This window comes from Vibrio ostreae, assembly GCF_019226825.1.
GTDB lineage: Bacteria > Pseudomonadota > Gammaproteobacteria > Enterobacterales > Vibrionaceae > Vibrio > Vibrio ostreae.
The window spans coordinates 357,970-373,646 of sequence record NZ_CP076642.1 but is presented as its reverse complement, the minus strand read 5'-3'; the positions used below and the strand labels follow the sequence as shown (position 1 = coordinate 373,646).

12 protein-coding genes are annotated in these 15,677 nt (G+C 50.8%); 10 read left to right on the top strand and 2 right to left on the bottom strand.

Going from position 1 to position 15,677, the window contains the following annotated elements:
- Nucleotides 1–16: 16 nt before the first annotated feature.
- The 3 genes from KNV97_RS01695 (at nt 17) to KNV97_RS01685 (ending at nt 4,613) form a co-directional block, all read left to right on the top strand.
- Nucleotides 17–886 carry a branched-chain amino acid ABC transporter permease gene (locus KNV97_RS01695; RefSeq protein WP_218561954.1) on the top strand — a complete coding sequence of 290 codons (870 nt, stop codon included), beginning with the start codon at nt 17–19 and terminating at the stop codon, nt 884–886.
- Entirely contained in the window at nt 883–3,366 is a 2,484-nt protein-coding gene (locus tag KNV97_RS01690; protein WP_218561953.1) for a branched-chain amino acid ABC transporter ATP-binding protein/permease, read from the top strand. Before KNV97_RS01695 ends, KNV97_RS01690 begins: the two co-directional genes overlap by 4 nt.
- A gap of 113 nt (nt 3,367–3,479) precedes the next feature.
- Entirely contained in the window at nt 3,480–4,613 is a 1,134-nt protein-coding gene (locus KNV97_RS01685; RefSeq protein ID WP_256611765.1) for an amidohydrolase family protein, read from the top strand.
- A 63-nt stretch (nt 4,614–4,676) separates the two neighbouring features.
- Here KNV97_RS01685 and KNV97_RS01680 read toward each other — a convergent pair whose 3' ends face one another.
- Nucleotides 4,677–5,396, bottom strand: coding sequence for a GntR family transcriptional regulator (locus KNV97_RS01680; protein ID WP_136485683.1), 720 nt, complete (start codon nt 5,394–5,396; stop codon nt 4,677–4,679).
- A gap of 191 nt (nt 5,397–5,587) precedes the next feature.
- Nucleotides 5,588–7,504: a methyl-accepting chemotaxis protein gene (locus KNV97_RS01675; RefSeq protein WP_218561951.1), complete on the bottom strand. Its 1,917-nt coding sequence runs from the start codon at nt 7,502–7,504 to the stop codon at nt 5,588–5,590.
- Between the two features lie 284 nt (nt 7,505–7,788).
- Between KNV97_RS01675 and KNV97_RS01670 the strand changes: the two genes are divergently transcribed.
- The 7 genes from KNV97_RS01670 to KNV97_RS01645 all read left to right on the top strand — a co-directional run bounded on the left by KNV97_RS01670 (nt 7,789) and on the right by KNV97_RS01645 (nt 15,668).
- Nucleotides 7,789–8,025, top strand: coding sequence for a hypothetical protein (locus KNV97_RS01670; protein WP_136485687.1), 237 nt, complete (start codon nt 7,789–7,791; stop codon nt 8,023–8,025).
- A gap of 605 nt (nt 8,026–8,630) precedes the next feature.
- Complete coding sequence (locus KNV97_RS21825; protein WP_256611763.1) at nt 8,631–8,909, top strand: type 1 glutamine amidotransferase family protein; 279 nt, start codon at nt 8,631–8,633, stop codon at nt 8,907–8,909.
- Nucleotides 8,910–8,947: 38 nt separating this feature from the next.
- Complete coding sequence (locus tag KNV97_RS01665; protein ID WP_256611761.1) at nt 8,948–9,769, top strand: GlxA family transcriptional regulator; 822 nt, start codon at nt 8,948–8,950, stop codon at nt 9,767–9,769.
- 175 nt (nt 9,770–9,944) lie between these two features.
- The gene (locus KNV97_RS01660) at nt 9,945–10,922 is read left to right on the top strand and encodes a dipeptidase (protein ID WP_136485691.1); all 978 of its coding nucleotides are present in this window, start codon (nt 9,945–9,947) and stop codon (nt 10,920–10,922) included.
- Nucleotides 10,923–10,981: 59 nt separating this feature from the next.
- Nucleotides 10,982–11,515, top strand: coding sequence for a DUF5943 domain-containing protein (locus KNV97_RS01655; RefSeq protein ID WP_136485693.1), 534 nt, complete (start codon nt 10,982–10,984; stop codon nt 11,513–11,515).
- Nucleotides 11,516–11,603: 88 nt separating this feature from the next.
- Complete coding sequence (gene dgcA / locus KNV97_RS01650) at nt 11,604–13,667, top strand: dimethylglycine demethylation protein DgcA (protein ID WP_218561950.1); 2,064 nt, start codon at nt 11,604–11,606, stop codon at nt 13,665–13,667.
- Nucleotides 13,668–13,682: 15 nt separating this feature from the next.
- On the top strand, nt 13,683–15,668 hold the full coding sequence (locus KNV97_RS01645) for a (Fe-S)-binding protein (protein ID WP_218561949.1): 1,986 nt from the start codon (nt 13,683–13,685) through the stop codon (nt 15,666–15,668).
- Nucleotides 15,669–15,677: the final 9 nt, after the last annotated feature.

Sequence of the window (15,677 nt, the reverse complement as noted above, 5' to 3'; positions counted from 1 at the left end):
AGGAGAGCGTTACATCATGTTAACCGCTGCCATTATTACCGGGCTGGGTCTGGGGAGCATGTATGCTCTCCTTGCCCTCGGGTTTCATATTACTTATATCGTCAGCAAAACCGTTAATTTCTCCCAGGGCAGTGCCATGATGCTCGGGGCGGTGCTGGCTTACTCTTTTTGCATCACGTGGGGCATGCCTTACTGGGGTGCCTTCTGTGTCACTTTGCTGCTCAGTGCGTTATATGGCTTAGCGATAGAACGCTTTCTGGTACGCCCGTTTGCCAATAAAGGCTCTGATGCCTGGCTGATGGCAACGGTTGCGGGAGGGATCTTAATCGATAATGCGGTGTTGTTTACTTTCGGTAAAGAGCCGCGTCAGTTTAGCAACGAATTTGCTACCACCAGTGTCGACTTGTTCGGCAGCGGAGTGTATGCACTGCAGGTCATGATTCCCGTAGTCGGTGTGATTATCGCGCTGTTACTGGCAATGCTGGTGCGCCGTACCCGTTTAGGCAAAGTGCTGCTGGCCTGTGTACAGAACCCTGATTCGGCCCGTCTGATGGGCATCAATGTCAGTCGTGTTGTCGCAGTCAGTTTTGCCATGTCGACGGTGCTCGCTGCGATCGCTGGTATTCTGATCGCGCCACTGTTTGCGGTGCATTCGGATATGGGCACGCTGTTCGGACTCAAAGCCTTTGCGGTCGCCATTCTGGGCGGTATCACCAGTGCGTCCGGCGTGTTCAGTGCCGGGCTGATTTTTGGTTTAGCGGAGGCGATAGTCACCGTTTATTTTGGCTCCGCGTTCACTCAGATCATTACCTTCTCTCTGGTCATATTGGCATTAGCGGTCAAACCCAATGGCCTGTTTGTAAAAGGACAGGAGGTCAAAGTATGAGTATCACTCAGTCAAAATCCTGGTTGTGGATTACGCTTTTTACCCTGGCAGGTTCCGTGCTCTGTTTTCTGCTCGACAGTTATTCGTTACTGGTGTTTACCCTCTGTGCTATCACGGCACTGGTTGGCGTTGGTCTTAACATTCTGATGGGGATGAGCGGCCAGATCAGTTTTGGCCATATCGCTTTTTATGCGATTGGCGCTTATGTCAGCGGGTTGTTGCTGTTGAATGGCGTTCCTTTCGGGCTGGCCGTTGTGGCTGCCGCGCTGGTGTGCGGCGCCGTGGGTGGCTTGTTGGCTATCCCGGCCATGCGGGTTAGCGGGCCTTATCTGGCAATGGTGACCATCGCGTTCTCTTTCGTCGTCCATCACGGCTTGATGGAGTGGCGTGACGTAACTGGTGGTGCCAATGGGTTGATGGGGATCCCGATGCCGGAATTGGGCGAATTGGAACCGGAACGTCTGCTTGCGCTTATCGGTATGATGAGCCTCGGCGCGGCGCTAATTATGTATCAGCAGGTCTATTACAGTGGCTGGGGCAAAGCAATGCGTGCGGTAAAATCGAGTCCGGTTGCAGCGCGTTCACTCGGATTTAATCCACTGCATACACAAACCCTGGCTTTTACTTTATCAGCGGCGTTTGCGGGGCTTGCCGGTGCAATGATCCCGCCACTGATGATGTACATCAGCCCAAGCACGTTTCCGTTTACTCAGTCGATTTTGTTTGTGCTGGTGGTGATCCTGGGCGGAACAGGCACATTATGGGGACCGGTTCTGGGAGCCACGGTGGTAGTTTTATTGCCTGAGCTGCTGGCGCCGCTGGCGGAATACCGCCTGCTGATTTTTGCGGTATTGCTGCTCGCCGTGCTGTGGGGCGCTCCGCGCGGCCTGATCGGCGAAATGACCACACGATTGCGTAAAACGAGCATTGAGTTACCGCCCAAATCGGTCAACCGGCATCTGATTGCGACGTTTTACGATCGTGCGGATAACGGCCTCAGTGCACTAAAGGTCGACAATATCGGTATTACTTTTGGTGGTGTGGTCGCAGCGCAAGGGGTCAGTTTTGAAGCGCCGCTTGGCAAAGTGACCAGTATTATCGGCCCTAACGGGGCGGGTAAAACCACGGTGCTGAATATGATTAGTGGTTTTTATACCCCGGATCAGGGCAGGGTCAGCCTGAATGAAGAGCTTGTTGGCCTCAATGCTCATAGTATCGCCCGCTGCGGCATTTCACGCACCTATCAGACCAGCCAGTTGTTTGATGATATGTCAGTACTGGAAAATCTGTTGACGGCGATGCAGCAAGGCAGTATCGGCCATCCGTTTTACGCCCGGCAGCCAGGGCAGCGCGAACTGGCGCTGAATCTGCTGGCACTGGTCGGTTATCAGGGATCCATCAATACTCCCGCACAGGACCTACCCCATGTTGATCGCCGTCTGGTCGAGATAGCACGTTCGCTGGCCACTTGTCCGTGGGTTTTGTTGCTGGATGAGCCAGCGGCAGGTCTGAGCCGTGAGGATACCGATCAATTAGCCGGTTTAATCAAGACCATCGCCGGATTTGGTATTGCGGTCATTCTGGTTGAGCATGATATGAAACTGGTGATGGGTGTCAGTGATCAGGTGCTGGTGCTGGATGCCGGTAAACCGATCGCTCTGGGTGAACCACTACAGATTCAACAGGATCCGGCGGTCATTGCTGCCTATCTGGGCGCGACCAGTTATAACGCCCCGCCACGGGCCAAGCAGTGGACTGCTGCCAAACAGTCAGTCCTGTTTACCAAACAACTGACCATAGACTACGGGGCGTCCCCTGTGGTGCATGAGGTTGATATTGAGGTTAATCCGGGCGAATGTGTCGCCATTTTAGGGGCCAATGGTGCCGGGAAAAGCAGCATCCTGCGCTGTCTGGCGGGGCTTAAGAAGCCCGCCGGCGGGACGATTGGCCTTGATGACAGCTACATCCATCACATGAATGCTGATCAGATTGCCGAACGTGGCCTGGCTTTGGTTCCCGAAGGGCGTCAGCTATTCGGTGATCTGTCTGTCAGAGACAACCTGCTGCTCGGCGCGTATTCACGTCAGGATGATGTCGATGAGGTAAACGAAATTGAAGCGATTTTACAGCGCTTTCCGCGCCTGCGCGATCGGATAGAGAGTCAGGCCGGACTGCTGTCTGGCGGAGAGCAGCAAATGGTCGCGGTCGGACGGGCGTTAATGGCCAAACCACGCATCCTGTTACTCGATGAACCGTCGCTGGGCTTAGCGCCGTCGATGATTGCTGAGCTCTATGATGCCTTGGCACAGCTCAGAGACGACGGCGTGACCATACTGCTCGTCGATCAAATGGCCAATCTTGCGCTGCAGGTTGCTGATCGGGCTTATGTACTCGAAACCGGCAAGATAGTGCAGGCAGGTACGGCACAACAATTATTATCCGATTCGGAGTTAGAAAAAGCCTATATGGGAGCAAGTTAATGCAAGCAGATACCGTAGTGATAAATTGTCGTTTAGAAGGGCAGTCAACGCTTAGCTGCGCGTTTATCCGCGAGGGATATTTCACCGCTTTTGAGCCGCAAAACGAGACAGATGTGAGCTCATTTAGTGCAGCAACTGTGATTGATGCCCAAGGGCAACTCATGCTGCCAGGCCTGGTCGAAACTCATGTTCATCTCGATAAAGCGTGTACGGTGTCACGTTGCCGGCTGCAGCACAGCACACTGCAAGAAGCGATTGAACAGACATCACAGCTGAAGAAAAGCTTTACCTACCAGGATGTGTACCAGCGAGGTAAACGGGTACTGGAAAAGGCCATCACCCAGGGCACCAGCTATATGCGGACCCATGTCGAGATAGACCCTGTCGTCGGCCTCACCGGGTTCGAGGCTATAAAGCAGCTCAAACAGGATTATGCCTGGGCGCTGAGCCTCGAGCTGTGTGTATTTCCTCAGGAGGGGCTGCATAATAATCCGGGGACTTACGAGTTGCTGGTGCAGGCGCTGGAGCAGGGCGCCGATTTGCTCGGTGGTTGCCCCTATACCGACAGTGATCCTGAGCAGCAAGTCAGAACGCTGTTTAGCCTGGCCACTCAGTATGATGTCGATCTCGATTTTCATCTCGATTTTGACCTCGACAGTTCAACCATGACACTACCATATGTGATGGAAATGACGCGTGAATTTGGTTATCAGGGCCGGGTAACGGTGGGCCATGTGACTAAGCTGTCGGCAGTCAAACCGGCTGAGTTACAAGAGCTGGCGCAGGAAATGGCACAAGCAGGCGTCCGGTTAACGGCGTTGCCGAGCACCGATTTATTTCTCAACGGACGCGAGTTTGACCATTTGGTGCCGCGTGGTGTTGCACCGCTGTTACCGCTGAGTAAGCAGGGCGTGTGCTGTTCCATTTCGACCAATAACGTTGAGAACCCGTTTACGCCTTACGGTGATGCTTCTCAGGTCAGGCAGGCGAATCTGTATGCCAATGTCGCTCAGTTGGCGACACCCGCGGAGCTGAGTCAGTGTTTTGAATGGATTTCAGGGGATTCGGCAAAGCTGATGAAACTGCAACACTACGGGATCGGAGTCGGTAAGGTGGCCGATGCGGTCTTTTTTGACGCGCTCAGTCAAGCGGATGTGGTCGCAACTGTACAAGCACCCGTTATGGCGATCAAACGCGGCCGGATAACGTTTACTAGGCCGCAGGTGAACTTACATCATCCGCTTTAAATGTGTAGGGAGGAGAAACAGCGGGGAATAGCATTTTCCCCGCTGTTTCTCTTTATCGGCTGCTTAATCTGGCGTTACAGGCGCTTGGCTGAGTGCGTCACCAAGGTCAAGTTCTTGGTCATTACCCGGGCTCAACACCAATTCCGCTTCCAGATGATCAAGGTGCGCCAGCATAACAGCGACAGCCTGTGATTGATTACCAGCTTTTAATGCATCAATAAGCTGCTGGTGTTCATTGTGCTGACACGCCGGAACATCGTTCCGCTGATAAAGCGCAACAATCAGTGAACTGCGTACCATCAAATTGTCAAACATCTCCATCAGGACACGATTCCCGCACAGGTTAGCCAGCAGGCGGTGAAAATCACACAAGGCACCGACAATGGCGCGGCGGTCGTTGGTCTGCACCGCGGCTTGTTCAGCTTGCATGTGCGCCTCAATTTGCGGCCAGTGTTCGGCCATTTTCTGCGCCGTAATATCTTCAACAATACCGCGTTCGATTACCCGTCTGGCAGCAAAAACTTCGCGCGCTTCTTGTGCCGTCGGTTGAGAAACCATCGCGCCGCGATTGGGTTCGATGGTGACAATGTGCTGCAGCGCAAGACGCTGCAGAGCTGTCTGCACATGGTTACGGTTGGCTTGCAGAGCAGTAACGATCTGCGCTTCGACCAGACGCTGACCCGGTTTAAGTTTGTGCTGGGCTATTGCGGCCGAAAGGGCGGCCATAATGCGTTGTACTTCTTGTTGTTTATGCGTCGATGCGGTTGGGCGCGGCGTAACCATTGCTGAGAAAACCTTATATTTCTTATTGCTAGCACTCAGTTTACCCTTGATAGACTCAGTGAGACAACAACAAAGGGACAGATGAAAGCGCGGCAATATAGCGCCTGGCCTGGCGCATGAGGTATTGAACAAAGTTCGACCATAAAAAAAGCGACCATATGTGGCCGCTTGGAGAGTTGTACTGATGTTACCTACACCCGGTACAGCGAGAGCTGATGGTGCAGATTATCGGCCAGTTGCTTAAGCGTCTGACAGGCTTGCTGAGTTTCGCTGTTCAGGTTTAGATTCTGATCACTGGCTTCACGGATCTGATTGATGTTTTTACTCACATCTTCTGCGACATACCGCTGTTGTTCCACAGCACTGGCGATTTCGGCATTAAGCTGCGAAATGTTGGCTACTGATGCAAGCACGGTTTTCAGGACATCATCAGCAATCTGTGCCTGCTGGACATTATCTGCGGCGATGCGGCTGCTCAATGTCATCTGCTCTGAGGCTTCTTCACCGCTGGTCTGCAAACGCGCCACCATCGCGCGGATTTCTTCTGTTGATTTCTGGGTTCTGCTCGCCAGTAAACGGACCTCATCAGCGACTACGGCAAAGCCGCGTCCCTGTTCGCCAGCTCGAGCTGCTTCAATAGCGGCATTCAGTGCCAGCAGGTTGGTTTGATCAGCGATGTCATTAATCACTCCCAGCACGTTGCCAATGCTGTGGCTCGCATCAACCAGTTCTCCTACCACCGCAGTGGATTTTTGAATCGTATCCGCCTGATGCTGGATACTGTTAATGGTCTGAGTCAAAGTCTCACCGACGCGACTCACGTCTTGATTCGCCTGGTTAGCGTTGTGTTCCGCATTGGTGGTATTTTTCGCAATATCTTGCGCCGAAAGGCTCATTTCATGCGATGCTGCAGCAACCTGTTCGGTATCCTTATTCTGCGCTTCTGACGCTGCATAAGATTGGGTTGCGATAGCCATCAACTGAGCGGCAGACTGATTGACAGCTTCTGCAGCGCTTTTTGACTGTTTGATTGTGGTATGGATGCGATCCAACAACTTATTAAAACCCTTAGCCATGGTGGCGAGTTCATCATTACCACGCAGCTCGAAACGTTGCGTGAGATCACCTTCGCCATCCGCCAGGTTATGAATTGCATCAACATAAACGGCTAACGGTCTGCCCACGATGCGTCTTACCAGCAGAGTAATAAACCCTATCATGACTAAACTGATCACCAATACAGTCGCGGCTCCCTGGATGGAAATTTTCCAGATCATGGCTGAGATTTCAGCTTTCGGGTAAGCGGTTACGATCTGATAGTTCCACGGTGCATAGTCTGAACGTGTAATCACCCAATCATCAGGCTGGTCGAGCGCGGCTTTGATTTGGGCGTCACTGAGGTTGTCAGAATGCATACGCAATTGGCCTGTACCGTCGTATAACGCGACGAATCCCTGATTGAGAATGCGCGACTGTGCAATGGAGTCAGTGACAATGCTCATGTTAGCGGGGTATCCCACATACCAGATGCCAAGGGTCTGATTATCCTCAATGATTGGCTCGTAGGCAGAAATATAAGGGTGGCCGAGGATATCAACCATGCCGTAATAGCTTTGACCGCTGGTGATCGCCGCCATCGCCTTACCATTGCGTGACAGTAAAGTGCCTACGGCGCGTTGATTGTCTTTTTTGACGTTGGTGGACACTCGAATAAAGTCGTTACCACTGCGCGCAAACAGCGTTGCCGTTCCGCCCATAATACCGGTAAGCCTGTCGACAAGATCGTAATTGTTCGATTGTTTAGTGTCACCAAAGTAGAGCGCCGGTGCGTTTTGACCTGCGACTGCTTCTTGTCCTTGCAATTGTGCAGGGCCTAACAGTTTGCTGCGCTCCTTGAGTAACTTCATGCTGCTCTCGACCCGCTGCATCATGATGTCATTGGTGGTGTTCAGTAAGCGAGTCGTCTCCTGAATCGCTTGCTCTTTTTGTCGGCTGGCCTGTCCGTTCACCTGGTTAATGCTGGTTTGGATCTCATAACCAACCAAAACCAAAGCGATCAAGCATATTAAAACGGTAATGGTCAAAATGAATTTACGGTTAATGCTCATATAAATACCTTAAAAAGTGAGGTTCTGGTATCCGTCGATGATTATCAGATTGGTAAACGGATTGGTTCAGAAAAACAGGCAGCACTATTGTTGTGGACTCTTTACACCGCCTCTCAGTTGTACATTTTGTGGTATAAATTGATCTAAATCAAATTAACTACCATTAACAGTGATTTATGTATCATTAGTGTTGGAGTGTTATCGACGATGCATCTTCATTGTTATTGAGTTGCTGCCTTTCTGTTATAGCTCATATTGAAAGAGTTGGAGGTGGTAATTGTTGTGTGGTTGAACTGGAAGAGTCATCGCTGACTGAGGACGGTGAAATATCTATAAAAAGAGAAAAAGTTTCCCATATGTCGCAAATCGACCCCGTCGAGGCGTTAGCAAACAGCATGCACTTACCGACGCTGGCTAACATCATGTTCAACAAGGACGAGTTAATCATCGGCTTTTATACTGCTGACCGCAAAGGCGGCCAGTCGAGCAAGGTAGTATTTAACCAAGCAGTATTTTACTAAGCAACAAGGTATGTGGCAGCCCGCTGAGCCTGTCATGTGCCTCTCACCAGCGGAAACGCTCAGCACCCTCTCAATTTGTCCTTAACGGTGCAAACGGTACAGATTAACGGGCTTTCTGTATTGTCGTAGCACCACTTGTGAAGTGATCCACTCACTCTTTCTTCACTCAATTCGGGAACCATCTGGTTCCCTTTTTTGCATCTTTTGTATACAATGTTTGCGCTAACTCACAATCATAAAAATAGCTAAAAACGACGCTTTTTTAATCTTGCGATTACAGCACAAAGTGTTAACATCTTTTCAACAATCACCAGTTTGGTTTCCCTCTCTTAGTGCTTGTGAACCAATGCAGTGCAGGGTGTCTGCACCGTTTTAAACGTGAGTTATTTATCATCGTATAAGAAAAATAAATTTTTAAAGGCAAAGTCACAAAAATAAGCGACATTTTCTGCAGATAACTTAGCAGTTTGCGACATGGTCGGTTGTTTGGATCATAGAAGATTTATTTTTGGGTACGGTTGTTGCTACTTTGTTACTGCTAAATGGGACAGTTAGCAAAGTGTTAAAATCTCCACAACGATGATTAGATATAATTGGAGTGCGCAATGTCGGTTTTACAAAACTCGCTCAGACAAGGATACGCGCAGAAAGAAGTCGGCCGAATCGGTTTTTTACTGCTGAATAACTTCACTATGCTTGCGCTGGCTTCAGCGGTTGAACCACTAAGAATGGCTAACCAGCTTAGCGGCAAAGAGCTGTACGATTGGTACACCATCACGGAAGACGGCGAGCCGGTTTCTGCCAGTGACGGTATCAAGATTACTCCCGATGCATCAATGAGTTCAGCGCCCAAGCTGGATACCTTGATCGTAGTCGGGGGGTAAACATTACCCGCAGTTTCACTCGACGTCAGGTGAACTGGGTGCAATCTCTGGCACGTAAGCAATTGCGTTTGGGTGGCCTGTGTACTGGTCCGTACCTGTTGGCGGAAGCAGGCGTTTTGGATGGATACGAATGTGCGGCACACTGGGAGTGTATTGCGGCTTTACAGGAAGCCTACCCACGAGTTGTATGCTCAAACCATCTGTTCGTGATTGACCGCGATCGTATGACGTGTACCGGAGGTTCTGTACCGCTGGACATGATGATCAACATGATCAAACGGGACTACGGCCATGAGTTAGCGGCGAGCATTTCTGAAATGTTCATTTGCGACAGAATTCGTGGCGAAAATGATTTCCAGCGTGTACCTCTGCGTCACGTGCTGGGCACTGCTCAGCCGAAGCTGGTCGAAGCGATTACTTTGATGGAAGCAAACATTGAAGAGACCATCGAATTGGATGAGCTGGCTATGTACGTCGGTTTGTCGCGTCGTCAGTTAGAGCGCCTGTTCCAGAAATATCTGCAATGCCCGCCGTCAAAATATTACCTGAAGCTGCGCTTGTTCCGAGCACGTCAGTTACTGCGCCAGACCTCGATGTCGATTATCGACATCGCGACCGCATGTGGCTTTGTATCTTCTCCGCATTTCAGTAAATGTTATCGTATTCACATCGGCATTTCTCCGCGTGCAGAGCGCTTAGGCCACTACGATAATGAGCTGAATACAACCCTGTTGAGTGCCGAGTTGGAAGATGATCCAACCCAGGCAGATCTTGCCGCTCTGGCAGCGTCAGATCTGCAGTCGTCACGCTCGCTGTATGAGGCACAATATGAACCTACGTATGGGTCTGTAATGGTCTAATAAACCTCCAAATTCTCCTCAGCCGCTGCTTCTCTCGCAGCGGCTTTTTTTTTATCAAAAAACGACGTACACAGTTACGCAAAAGGTGTTTGGAGTGACGTTTTCAGAACACTACTCAATGACCGGAATACCTATTCTGAGCATACGCCCATAGAACAAATAACCAGGTGAGAAGATGAACGCAAAGGAACTGCATGATGACGCTATCGTCATTGACGGACTCGTGATTGCTAAATGGGATCGCGAGCTTTTTGAAGATATGCGTAAAGGCGGACTGACCGCTGCTAACTGCACGGTCTCAGTGTGGGAAGGTTTCCAGAACACTGTAAATAACATCGTTGAAATGAACAATCTGATCGAAGCGAACAACGACATCGTGACGAAAGTGAAAACGACCAGCGATATCCGCCGTGCAAAGCAGGAAGGTAAAACCGGCATCATGATGGGGTTCCAGAACGCGCACGCGTTCGAAGACCAATTAGGCTATGTACAAGTATTTAAAGACCTTGGCGTCGGTGTGGTACAGATGTGTTACAACACCCAGAACCTGGTCGGTACCGGTTGTTACGAGCGCGATGGCGGCTTGTCTGGCTTTGGCCATGAGATCGTGGCAGAAATGAACCGCGTCGGCATCATGTGTGACCTGTCACACGTCGGTGAAAAAACGTCACGTGAAGTGATTGAAGCGTCGAAAAAACCAGTTTGTTACTCCCACTGTCTGCCAAGCGGACTAAAAGATCATCCACGCAACAAATCCGATGAAGAATTGAAATTCATTGCCGATCACGGCGGCTTTGTTGGCGTCACTATGTTTGCCCCTTTCCTGAAGAACGGCATCAACTCAACAATCGAAGATTACGTCGAAGCAATCGACTACATATTTAATTTGGTTGGCGAAGACCAAATCGGTATCGGGACCGATTTTACTCAAGGTCATGGCCAGCCGTTTTTTGAATGGCTTACTCACGATAAAGGCTATGCACGCCGGTTGACGAACTTTGGCAAGATCATCAACCCGGAAGGCATCCGTACGTTGGGTGAGTTCCCTAACCTGACAGATGCACTGTTACGACACGGCTTCTCTGAAACTCAGGTTCGTAAAATCATGGGCGAGAACTGGCTTCGCGTCTTAGGTGACGTGTGGGGCGAATAAGCTCACACACTACATACAATCGATAACTGATCAAATTTTAAAATAACGGAGTATTTGAAATGAGTGTACATGCACCTGAAATGCCAATCCTGGTCGACGACGAAACCGGCGTTTGGACCACCGACGCTCTGCCGATGCTATATGTTCCTCGCCATTTCTTTGTCAATAACCACATGGCGATCGAAGAAGAGCTGGGTCCGGACCGCTACGCAGAGATTCTGTATAAAGCCGGTTACAAATCAGCTTACTACTGGTGTGAAAAAGAAGCTGAAGAGCATGGCCTGGTTGGTGAAGAGATCTTCGCTCACTACATGAAACGTCTGTCTCAGCGCGGTTGGGGTATCTTCACTACGGAAGAGCTGGATATCGCCGCAGGTGTTGCAAAAGTTCGTCTCGACAACTCAGCATTTGTATATCAGTACGGCAAAGTGAACCGCAAGGTTGACTATATGTTTACTGGTTGGTTCGCTGGCGCAATGGATCAAATTGCGCAAAGTCTTGGCTACGACGTTAAGACCAAAGCAGTTCAAACACAGAGTGCGGCAGAAGAAGGCTGTGACTTTGGTATGTTTGAAACAACGCCAGTGGCGTAACACATTACAATTACAACGATTAGTAAAAGCACAGTCAAGGAAGACAGTCATACTCTCTAGGGGAGTATGACTGGTACAGAGGTGAAGCATGTCCCAGTTCGATGTTCTGTTCCAACCATTAAAAATCAATAAGCTGACGATTCGTAACCGCATCGTTAGTACCGCTCACGCAGAAGTTTATGCCACTGATGGTGGTATGACGACCGACCGTTACGTTAAATATTACGAAGAAAAAGCCAAAGGTGGCTGTGGTCTTTGTATTTGTGGCGGCTCAAGTGTGGTCTCAATCGACAGCCCACAAAGCTGGTGGAGTTCGGTTAACCTTTCTACCGACCGTATTATCCCGCACTTCCAGAATCTTGCTGATGCTGTGCACAAGCACGGCGGTAAGATCATGATTCAGATTACTCACATGGGACGTCGTTCTCGATGGGATGGTGAAAACTGGCCAAGCCTGATGTCCCCGTCTGGCATTCGTGAGCCGGTTCACCGCGCAACTTGTAAAACGATTGAAGAAGAAGAAATTTGGCGCGTTATCGGCGATTTCGCGAAAGCAGCCGTACGTGCAAAAGAAGGTGGCCTGGACGGTGTAGAACTGTCAGCAGTGCACCAGCACATGATTGACCAGTTCTGGTCTCCTCGTGTAAATAAACGTACTGACCAATGGGGTGGCACGTTTGAAAACCGCATGCGTTTTGGTATGGAAGTACTGAAAGCAGTGCGTGAAGCTGTTGGCCCGGACTTTGTTGTTGGTATGCGTATTACCGGTGACGAATTCCATCCGGACGGTCTGGCGCACGAAGACATGAAGCAAATCGCGGCTTATTATGACGCAACAGGTCTTATCGACTACTTCGGCGTAGTAGGTTCAGGTTGTGATACTCACAACACACTGGCCAACGTTATTCCGAACATGAGCTATCCGCCAGAACCATTCCTGCACCTGGCTGCAGGTATCAAAGAAGTGGTTTCTGTGCCGGTTATCCACGCTCAGAACATTAAAGATCCAAACCAGGCTAAACGTATCCTGGAAAATGGTTATGTCGATTTCGTCGGTATGACTCGTGCACACATCGCCGATCCTCACATCATCGCTAAGATCAAGCTGAACCAGACTGACCAAATCCGTCAGTGTGTTGGTGCGAACTACTGTATCGACCGTCAGTACATGGGGCTTGATGTTCTGTGTATCCAGAATGCGGCAACTTCACGTGAATACATGGGGCTGCCTCACATCATTGAAAAGACAACTGGTCCGGTACGTAATGTCGTGGTTGTCGGTGGTGGCCCTGGTGGTCTGGAAGCGGCGCGTGTTGCGGCAGAACGTGGCCATAAAGTGACTCTGATTGAAAAAGCCGGTGAGCTGGGTGGTCAGGTAAGTATTGCAGCCAAAGCCCCACAACGTGACCAGATGGCGGGTATTACTCGTTGGCTGGCGATGGAACTGGATCGTCTGGGTGTGGAAGTGATCCTAAATACTGCAGCAAGCGCAGATTCAATTCGTGAGCTTAAGCCTGACGTTTGTATTCTGGCGACCGGCGGTACGCCGTTTATCGAACAGAATCCAGAGTGGGGCGCGGATGAAGGTCTGGTTGTTTCTTCCTGGGACGTACTGAACGGTACGGTTGAACCCGGTAAAAACGTCCTGATTTACGACACGATTTGTGAATTCTCCGGTATGTCTGCCGCTGATTACCTGACGTCGAAAGGCGCGATGGTTGAAATCGTCACTGACGACATCAAACCAGGTGTCGGTATCGGTGGTACAACGTTCCCGACTTACTACCGTAGCCTGTATGAGAAAGAAGTCATCATGACCTCTGACTTACTACTGGAAAAAGTTTACCGTGAAGGCGACAACCTGGTGGCTGTCCTGGAAAACGAATATACCGGTCAGAAAGAAGAGCGCGTAGTAGATCAGATCGTGGTCGAGAACGGTGTTCGTCCGAACGAAGCACTGTACTACGAACTGAAAGCAGAATCTGTCAACAAAGGTCAGATCGACAACGAAACGCTGTTTGCTGCCAAGCCTCAGCCAGTTCTGTCTGAATCGAACGATGGCATGATCCTGTGGCGTCTGGGCGATTGCGTTTCTCAGCGCAACGTACACGCAGCCATCTACGACGCATTGCGTTTGTGCAAAGATCTCTGATCTGAGGAGGTGCCCATGAACCTGGAGTTCCTTAATCTGGAGTTGTTACTTCCGGTTTTAGTCTCAGCCGCCAGTGTCCTGGCGGTTATCGGGATGCTACGTCGGGTGCAGCTATGGCGTCAGGGACAGAAAGAGCCAGTGGCGATCATCGCTGGCTTAAAAGCGATGCCAAAACGCTACCTGGTGGATCTGCACCACGTTGTTGCCCGTGACAAAACTATGTCAAACACGCACGTTGCCACCGCCGGCGGCTTCGTGCTCTCCGTTGTTTTAATCTTTGCTGTTCACGTCTTCGGCCTGGCACCTCAGATTCTGTCTTGGGTGTTGCTGGGTTCGCTGGCGCTGATGCTGACTGGAGCGGCGTTTGTATGGCGTCGCCGCCTGAATCCGCCTTCGCGTCTGTCGAAAGGTCCTTGGATGCGTCTGCCAAAAAGCCTGTTTGCTTTTGCGATCAGCTTTTTCCTGGTGACTCTGCCGGTTTCTGGCATTCTGCCTGAAGCGTTTGGTGGTGTGGCACTGGCGGTGATTCTGATCGCCGGCATCATCTGGGGTCTGGGTGAAATGTTCTTTGGTATGGGTTGGGGTGGTCCGATGAAGCACGCTTTCGCTGGTGCGCTTCACCTGGCATTCCACCGTCGTCCGGAGCGTTTTGGCGGCGGCCGTTCAACGGGTCTGAAGCTGGTTGATCTCGATGCTGAAAAACTCGGTGTAGAGAAGCCATCTGACTTTAAATGGAATCAGCTGCTTGGCTTTGATGCCTGTGTGCAGTGCGGTAAATGTGAAGCAATGTGCCCCGCGTTTGCAGCGGGACAACCCCTGAACCCGAAAAAACTGATCCAGGATATGGTGGTGGGCCTGGCTGGCGGTAGCGATAAAAAGTACGCCGGTAGCCCGTACCCGGGTAAAGAAGTTGGCTGTGCTCAGGGTGGCGCGCACAACCCGATCGTTAATGGTCTGGTGAATGCCGAAACACTGTGGTCATGTACCACTTGTCGTGCCTGTGTGGAAGAGTGTCCGATGATGATCGAACACGTTGATGCCATCGTTGATATGCGTCGCTTCCTGACGCTGGAAAAAGGCCAAACGCCAGAGAAGGGTGTCGAGGTACTGGAAAACCTTATCTATACCGATAACCCGAATGGCTATGCGCCGCAGCGCCGTTCACACTGGGCTGCTGACCAAGAGCTTAACCAGATGGCAGACGTGAAACGCGCGGATGTGCTGTTCTGGGTCTCCGATGGTGCGTTTGACATGCGTAGCCAACGCATTCTGAAAGCGTTCGTCAAAGTTCTGAAAGCTGCCAACATCGATGTCGCGATTCTCGGTGACGAAGAGCTCGACTGTGGTGATGTGGCGCGCCGTCTTGGTGATGATGCGACCTTCCAGCGTCTTGCTCGCCGTAACATTGAAACGTTGAGCAAATATGAGTTCAACTGCATTGTGACCACAGACCCGCACGCGTTTCATGTACTGAAGAATGAGTATCCGGATCTGTACCCTGAAGGCGAGAAGCCTCAGTACCAGGTTTGGCACCATACAACGTTCATTAACCAGTTAGCAGAAAAAGGACTGATCCAATTGCGTGCCCATCAGGGTGGCAAAGTGACGTACCACGATCCTTGTTATCTGGGCCGTTACAACGGTGAATACGATTCTCCTCGATCACTGCTCAAGCAGTTGGGAATCGAACTGGCTGAAATGGAACGTTCCGGATTCCGCTCACGTTGTTGTGGCGGTGGTGGTGCGGCTCCAATCACCGATATTCCGGGCGAACGCCGTATCGCAGATATGCGTATGGATGACATCCGTGAAACCGGTGCTGAGTTGGTGGCTGTGGGTTGTCAGCAATGCACAGCGATGCTGGAAGGTGTGGTTGAACCACGCCCTGAAGTGAAAGATATCGCCGAGATTGTTGCCGAAGCATTGCTTGAAGGTGAGGCCGGATCCAGCGATAACGCTGCCCAGGTCTGGACACCTGACGCTGTTGCAGAAACCGTGTAGGAGATCAGC

Bases quoted from the DNA above. Each gene is read 5' to 3' on its own strand.
- KNV97_RS01680 (WP_136485683.1), bottom strand. From the start codon at position 5,396: ATGGTTACGCCGCGCCCAACCGCATCGACGCATAAACAACAAGAAGTA.
- KNV97_RS01660 (WP_136485691.1), top strand. From the start codon at position 9,945: ATGAACGCAAAGGAACTGCATGATGACGCTATCGTCATTGACGGACTC.
- KNV97_RS21825 (WP_256611763.1), top strand. From the start codon at position 8,631: ATGTCGGTTTTACAAAACTCGCTCAGACAAGGATACGCGCAGAAAGAA.
- KNV97_RS01695 (WP_218561954.1), top strand. From the start codon at position 17: ATGTTAACCGCTGCCATTATTACCGGGCTGGGTCTGGGGAGCATGTAT.
- KNV97_RS01655 (WP_136485693.1), top strand. From the start codon at position 10,982: ATGAGTGTACATGCACCTGAAATGCCAATCCTGGTCGACGACGAAACC.
- KNV97_RS01675 (WP_218561951.1), bottom strand. From the start codon at position 7,504: ATGAGCATTAACCGTAAATTCATTTTGACCATTACCGTTTTAATATGC.
- dgcA (WP_218561950.1), top strand. From the start codon at position 11,604: ATGTCCCAGTTCGATGTTCTGTTCCAACCATTAAAAATCAATAAGCTG.
- KNV97_RS01645 (WP_218561949.1), top strand. From the start codon at position 13,683: ATGAACCTGGAGTTCCTTAATCTGGAGTTGTTACTTCCGGTTTTAGTC.
- KNV97_RS01690 (WP_218561953.1), top strand. From the start codon at position 883: ATGAGTATCACTCAGTCAAAATCCTGGTTGTGGATTACGCTTTTTACC.